5 protein-coding genes and 3 tRNA genes are annotated in these 6,168 nt (G+C 72.3%); 3 read left to right on the top strand and 5 right to left on the bottom strand.

Annotation, left to right across the window (positions count from 1 at the left end):
* Nucleotides 1–82 precede the first annotated feature (82 nt).
* From ACIBAE_RS23900 to ACIBAE_RS23915, 4 genes are all read right to left on the bottom strand, one after another.
* Nucleotides 83–159 (bottom strand) — tRNA-Phe (locus ACIBAE_RS23900).
* A gap of 20 nt (nt 160–179) precedes the next feature.
* Nucleotides 180–254: transfer RNA gene (locus tag ACIBAE_RS23905), tRNA-Asp, on the bottom strand.
* 39 nt (nt 255–293) lie between these two features.
* A tRNA-Glu gene (locus ACIBAE_RS23910) sits at nt 294–366 on the bottom strand.
* Between the two features lie 80 nt (nt 367–446).
* Complete coding sequence (locus tag ACIBAE_RS23915) at nt 447–2,141, bottom strand: metallophosphoesterase (protein ID WP_399289072.1); 1,695 nt, start codon at nt 2,139–2,141, stop codon at nt 447–449.
* 141 nt (nt 2,142–2,282) lie between these two features.
* On the opposite strand from ACIBAE_RS23915, the gene ACIBAE_RS23920 reads away from it, so the two are divergent.
* Entirely contained in the window at nt 2,283–2,633 is a 351-nt protein-coding gene (locus ACIBAE_RS23920) for a metallopeptidase family protein (RefSeq protein ID WP_399289074.1), read from the top strand.
* On the top strand, nt 2,630–3,181 hold the full coding sequence (locus tag ACIBAE_RS23925; RefSeq protein WP_399289076.1) for a fluoride efflux transporter FluC: 552 nt from the start codon (nt 2,630–2,632) through the stop codon (nt 3,179–3,181). Before ACIBAE_RS23920 ends, ACIBAE_RS23925 begins: the two co-directional genes overlap by 4 nt.
* A gap of 234 nt (nt 3,182–3,415) precedes the next feature.
* On the opposite strand, the gene ACIBAE_RS23930 is transcribed toward ACIBAE_RS23925, so the two are convergent.
* Nucleotides 3,416–4,000, bottom strand: a complete 585-nt coding sequence (locus tag ACIBAE_RS23930; protein WP_399289078.1) for a hypothetical protein — start codon at nt 3,998–4,000, stop codon at nt 3,416–3,418.
* 248 nt (nt 4,001–4,248) lie between these two features.
* On the opposite strand from ACIBAE_RS23930, the gene ACIBAE_RS23935 reads away from it, so the two are divergent.
* The coding region (locus ACIBAE_RS23935; protein WP_399289080.1) for a DEAD/DEAH box helicase at nt 4,249–6,168 on the top strand (1,920 nt) is incomplete at its 3' end.

Consider the following 6,168-nt stretch of genomic DNA (forward strand, 5'->3'; position numbering starts at 1 on the left):
CGGGGGCGGCCCGGCCGGTGCGGGCGCACGAAAAAGCCCCCGGCCGAGAATCTCGGTGGGGGCTTCGGCCCTTGGCGGGCTCTGGTGGCTGGGGCCGGGATCGAACCGGCGACCTATCGCTTTTCAGGCGATCGCTCGTACCAACTGAGCTACCCAGCCACGCAACCTCGCGGCTGCAGCGGTCCTGACGGGATTTGAACCCGCGGCCTCCACCTTGACAGGGTGGCGAGCACTCCAAGCTGCTCCACAGGACCAAGCAATGTGCGAGCACAAGTCTCGCACACGGTAATGCGTACCCCCAACGGGATTCGAACCCGTGCTACCGCCTTGAAAGGGCGGCGTCCTGGGCCACTAGACGATGAGGGCTAAGGGCCCGCCTGGGCGCTTTGCAGCGCGTCGGGGACGTGAGAAGCATATGGGATGCGGGGAGCTATCGCCAAAACGGTTTACGGGACGGGTCGCGGGGCGGGTGACGAGGCGGGTTGCGGGGCGGGGGCGGAGCCGCTCGGTGACGGGCTCCTGCCCGCCGCCGGGGCCGTACGCGGGGACTGCCCCGGAGCCGGTGAAGTCGGCGAAGTCGGTGAAGACGGACTCGGCGCCGGGTCCGGGTCCCGGGACGCGTTCGCGCCGGGCGCGCCCGCCTCCTCCGGGAGATGCCGGGCGACTTCGGCGGTCGTCAGGCCGAGGCCGCCCAGGGTGATCTCGTCCCAGGCCTGGAGCCGTTTGGTCGTGCGGTCCAGATAGAGCACCGAGGCGCGCACCTTCTCCGGCTTGTCGTTCTGCAGGGCACGCAGCCCGCCGCCGCCCGTCGAGCCCTCCACCTTCAGTCGGGTGCCGTGCGGCATGACCTCGGTCTCCCGGTGGTGGACATGGCCCGCGAGGACGAGCGGCACCAGACCGTCGGTCTGACGCGCGGCCTCCGGCTCGTGGGCGACCGCGATGTCCACGGGGGTGCCGGCCTGCTCCTGGTCGCGCAGCGCGGAGGCGAGGCGGATGCCCGCCATCCGTTCGGCCGGGTCCCCCTGCGCCTGCACCGAGCGGTCGGGGGTGAACTGCGGGTCACCCGTCCCCGCCACGCGCACCCCCGCCACCGTCACGGCCCGGCCCTCGTCCAGGACCCGCACGTTCTTCATGCGTTCGAGATACCGCTGCGTGGTCGCGGAGTCGTGATTGCCGCGTACCCATACATAGGGGACGCCGAGGTCGGCTATCGGGTCGAGGAAGCCGTTCTCGGCGGCGGTGCCGTGGTCCATCGCGTCGCCGGAGTCGATGATCACGTCGATCCCGTACTGCTCCACGAGCGAGCCGATGATCGGCCAGGCGGCCGGGTTGAGATGGATGTCGGAGACGTGCAGCACCCGCAGGGTGGCCGGGTCCGGCTGGTACGTGGGGAGGGTCGAGGTCGCGTCGTACAGCTTGGTCACATTGGTCACCAGCCGCGCCAACTCCTCCTGGTAGACGTCGAAGTCGCTGACGATCGACCGCGCGCTGCCGACGACCTGCGGGGCGGAGGAGAGCAGCCCGGAGAACTTCGGCTCCAGGACGGACTGGGGGTTCCAGGTGGCGTACGCGCCGACGCCGGAGGCAGCCAGCAGGGTGAGCGCGAGCCCGCCGGCGGCCAGCGCGCGGCGGGGGCGGCGGTAGACGGCGAGACCGAGGGCGGTCGCGCCGGAGACGACGGCGACGACGGACCGTACGGCCAGGTCCGTGGCGCCGTCCCGGACGTCGTGGCCGACCTCGTCCTGGAGGCCGGAGAGCCGTTCGGGGTGCTCGACCAGGGCCCGCGAGCGGACCGGGTCCAGCCGGTCGACATCCACGTCGAGGCGCAGGGGGGCGGTGTGGGAGCGCAGCTCCAGTGCTCCCAGCGGCGACACATTGATCTTCGTTCCGCCGGTCAGGGAAGGCCGGAGGGTCATCCGGGTGTCCATCGGCCCGACCGGCGCCCGCACCCCGCCGACCGTCAGCAGTCCGAGCCAGGCTCCCAGCAGCACCACGGCGAGCAGGCCGAGCGCGCGGGTGTACGGATGCGGGGCGTGGACGAGGGCGAGGGTGCCGATAGAGGCGGAGCGCCGGGACCGAAGGCGGCCCGGGAGGCGGAAGAGGGCCGTACGGAGGGGAAAACGGTGTGCGTCGCGGGCCATTGGGCGCGTATGCCCAGGGCCCCGGGCGGCCATGCGTGACGGGCGGCCGCACGCCGCGACCGGAGCCCGCCCGCCGGATCCCGCCGGACCCGACACGCCACCCGGCCGACGCGACGACGTGACCTACGTGACAATGGCGGGGTGCTGGAGATGACGGGCGAGGAGTTCGAGGAACTGGTCGCCGAGGCCCTGGACAGGATCCCGCCGGAGCTGACGCGGCTGATGGACAACGTCGCGGTGTTCGTGGAGGACGAACCCGACGCGTCCGACCCCGAGCTGCTCGGGCTCTACGAGGGAACTCCGCTCACCGAGCGCGGCGAGTGGTACGCGGGCGTGCTGCCGGACCGGATCACCATCTACCGGGGGCCGACGCTGCGGATGTGCGGGACGCGCGAGGACGTGGTGGCGGAGTCGGAGATCACCGTCGTGCACGAGATCGCGCACCACTTCGGGATCGACGACGAGCGGCTGCACGCGCTGGGGTATGGGTGAGCCGCTCCGGGGCTGGATCCGGGGATGGGGCTGAGTCCGGGGCCGGGGCCGGCTCCGGGTCTCGTCCGGAGACGCCGGGCGACGCGGTCGATCCGGATGCCGATCTGCTGGTACCCGCGCAGCGCGCCGAGACGACGGGCACGCGCAAGTGGCCGGTGCTCGCCACCATCTCGGCCGGAGGCGCGGCGGGAGCCTCGGCGCGGTACGGCGCCTCCCTGCTGTGGCCCACGGCCGGGGGCGCGTTCCCCTGGACGACCTTCGGGATCAACGTGCTGGGCTGCGGGCTGATCGGCGTCCTGATGGTGCTGGTCACCAGGGCGGACAGGACCGTACATCCGCTGGTACGGCCGTTCCTCGGGGTCGGCGTGCTCGGCGGATTCACGACGTTCTCGGCGTACGCCGTGGAGCTCACCGGCTTGTTGAGGCGCGGGGAGGCCGGGGTGGCGCTCGGGTACGCGGCCGGGACGGTCGCCGGGGCGTTGGGCGCGGTCTGGGCGGCGGCGACCGCGACCCGCTGGGTGGTGCGCCGGGTGGCGGGGGAGCGCTGAACCGGCGCCCGGACGGGTGTCGTGGCGTGTCGCCGGGCCTGCCCCCAGGCCTGTCCCTGGAGTGTCTCCGGCTGGTCTCCGGTGCGTCCCTGGCGTGTCCCTGGTGAGGGAACGGGCGGTCCCGGGCGTGTCCCCGGCGGCGAAAAGGAAGTTGGGCAGGGAAACCTTCCCCCACCCCTTGGCGGGAAGAGCCTTTCATGCCGTCTTCTGATGCTTCCTGCCTTTTTCTGCTCTTCATCCCTTTCCCGTCCCGGAGGTGCCGCCCGTGCGCCAGTTGTCCGTCCCAGGCCGTCTCGCCGTCTGGATCGTCACGTCACTGGCGGTCGCGGCCTCAGGGGGCTGCATGAGTGTCGGCGACGACGCGGGAAGGCCGACGCCCGTCAGCCCGGTGGACCGGCACGGCGTCGCGGCCGAGCCCGACGGCGGTACGAGCGCGGGCGCCGGGGCCGGGGTGGGGGTGTCCGGTGGCCTGCGGGACCGTACGGGAAAGGCGTCTCCGGCGGCCGGCACCGGCCCGGACGACCAGGGCGAGAACGCGTCGCCGAGCCCCAGTTCCGCCGCCGCGCCCTCGCCGGAGCAATCGAAGGACGCGCGGCCGGGGCCCGGCAGGCCGGTGCCGCCGCCGGCCGACCCCGTACCGCCGAAGGAGCCCACCCGCCCCGCGCCGCCCCCCTCCGCGCCGGTGTCGCAGGCCCCGGATCCGGACCCGGGTCCGCAGCCCGAGCCGGAGCCCCCGAAGCCGACGCCCGACCCGCCGTCAGCGTCCCCGGCGGCCGACATGCGAACTGGCGCCCTGTCGCCGAGGGATGGGATGGGCATGCGGAAGGAACCGGCGGCATCACCGCAGCTGGGACCGGTGTGACGGGGGTCTCGGTGCGGGCGGTTTGCCTTAGTGGGGGGAGGGTGCGTATGGTAGTAGATCGTTTGATCATTGCCCGGCGCCGACACAGAAGAGCGCCGCGTGGCGCGTACTCTCCCTTGCCGTGGCTGGACCGCATTGAGGCGGTCGATTTGCGAATCACGGAGTTTGGGCGCGTGCCGAGACTCCGGAAGGTTTCGCATTTCGCATGTCCATTTCCAGTTCTGACCAGTCCGTCATGCCCGAGAACGAGTCCACCTCTCTTGAGACGGTCGCTGATGTGACCGTCGAGACGGTGGAGACCGTTGAGGGCTCGGTGGCCGTAGTGGCCCCCGAGACGGCCCCCGAGGCCATCAACTCCCCCGAGGCGCAGGAGACCGACGAGGTCTCCGTACTCCCCGCCGAGTCCGTCGACTCTGCTGAGCCCGCCGAGGCTGTCGACCCCGTCGACGCCGCCGACTCCGAAGACCCCGACGCGGACGCCTCGTCCGACGACTCCTCCGAGGCCCCGGGCCTCACGTTCAGCGACCTGGGCCTGCCCGACGGTGTCGTGCGCAAGCTCACGCAGAACGGTGTCACCGCCCCCTTCCCGATCCAGGCGGCGACCATCCCGGACGCTCTGGCCGGCAAGGACATCCTCGGCCGCGGCCGTACCGGCTCCGGCAAGACCCTCTCCTTCGGTCTGCCGCTGCTGGCGACGCTCGCCGGCGGCCACACCGAGAAGAAGAAGCCGCGCGGGATCATCCTGACCCCGACCCGCGAGCTGGCGATGCAGGTCGCGGACGCGCTCCAGCCGTACGGCGACGTGCTCGGCCTGAAGATGAAGGTCGTCTGCGGCGGTACGTCGATGAGCAATCAGATCTACGCCCTGGAGCGTGGCGTCGACGTCCTCGTCGCCACCCCGGGCCGACTGCGCGACCTCATCAACCGTGGTGCCGCCTCCATGGACCAGGTCCGGATCGCGGTCCTCGACGAGGCCGACCAGATGTCCGACCTGGGCTTCCTGCCCGAGGTCACCGAGCTGCTCGACCTGGTGCCGTCCGGCGGTCAGCGGATGCTCTTCTCCGCCACCATGGAGAACGAGATCAGCACGCTGGTCAAGCGCTACCTGACCGACCCGGTCAACCACGAGGTCGACAGCGCCCAGGGCAACGTCACGACCATGACCCACCACGTCCTCGTCGTGAAGCCGAAGGACAAGGCCCCGGTCACCGCGGCGATCGCCGCCCGCAAGGGCCGCACGATCATCTTCGTCCGTACGCAGCTGGGCGCCGACCGTATCGCCGAGCAGCTGCGCGACTCGGGCGTGAAGGCCGACGCGCTGCACGGCGGTATGACGCAGGGCGCGCGTACCCGGACGCTGGCCGACTTCAAGGACGGTTACGTCAACGCGCTCGTCGCGACCGACGTCGCCGCCCGAGGCATCCACGTCGACGGCATCGACCTGGTGCTGAACGTGGACCCGGCCGGTGACCACAAGGACTACCTGCACCGCTCGGGCCGTACGGCGCGCGCCGGCAAGTCCGGTGTCGTCGTCTCGCTGGCGCTGCCGCACCAGCGTCGCCAGATCTTCCGGCTGATGGAGGACGCGGGCGTCGACGCCACGCGCCACATGGTCGGCGGAGCCGGCGCGTTCGACCCGGAGGTCGCCGAGATCACCGGCGCCCGTTCGCTCACCGAGGTCCAGGCCGACTCGGCGAACAACGCGGCCAAGCAGGCCGAGCGCGAGGCCGCCGACCTGACCAAGCAGCTGGAGCGCGTCCAGCGCCGCGCCGTCGAACTCCGCGAGGAGGCCGACCGCCTGGTCGCCCGCGCGGCGCGCGAGCGGGGCGACGACCCGGAGGCAGCGGTGGCCGAGGTGGCCGCCGAGGCCGAGCGCGCGGCGGCCGAGGCCGCTGCCGTACCGCAGCAGCAGTCGGCGCCCCGCGAGGAGCGCCGGGAGCGGCGCGACGAGCGTGGAAACTTCGAGCGCCGCGACGACCGTGGCGAGCGCAGCGGCCGGGGTGGCGCGCGCGGTTACACGCCGCGTGACGACCGTGGTGGCGACCGTCGTGATGACCGTGGCGGCGACCGTGGCGGCGACCGTGGTGGTTTCCAGCGTCGCGACGACCGTCCCACCGGCGGCTTC

Origin of the sequence: Streptomyces sp. NPDC051569 (assembly GCF_044454085.1) — a bacterium.
GTDB lineage: Bacteria > Actinomycetota > Actinomycetes > Streptomycetales > Streptomycetaceae > Streptomyces.

Excerpts from the sequence above, each read along its gene's own strand:
- ACIBAE_RS23915 (WP_399289072.1), bottom strand. The coding sequence starts at position 2,141 with ATGGCCCGCGACGCACACCGTTTTCCCCTCCGTACGGCCCTCTTCCGC.
- ACIBAE_RS23930 (WP_399289078.1), bottom strand. The coding sequence starts at position 4,000 with ATGCCCATCCCATCCCTCGGCGACAGGGCGCCAGTTCGCATGTCGGCC.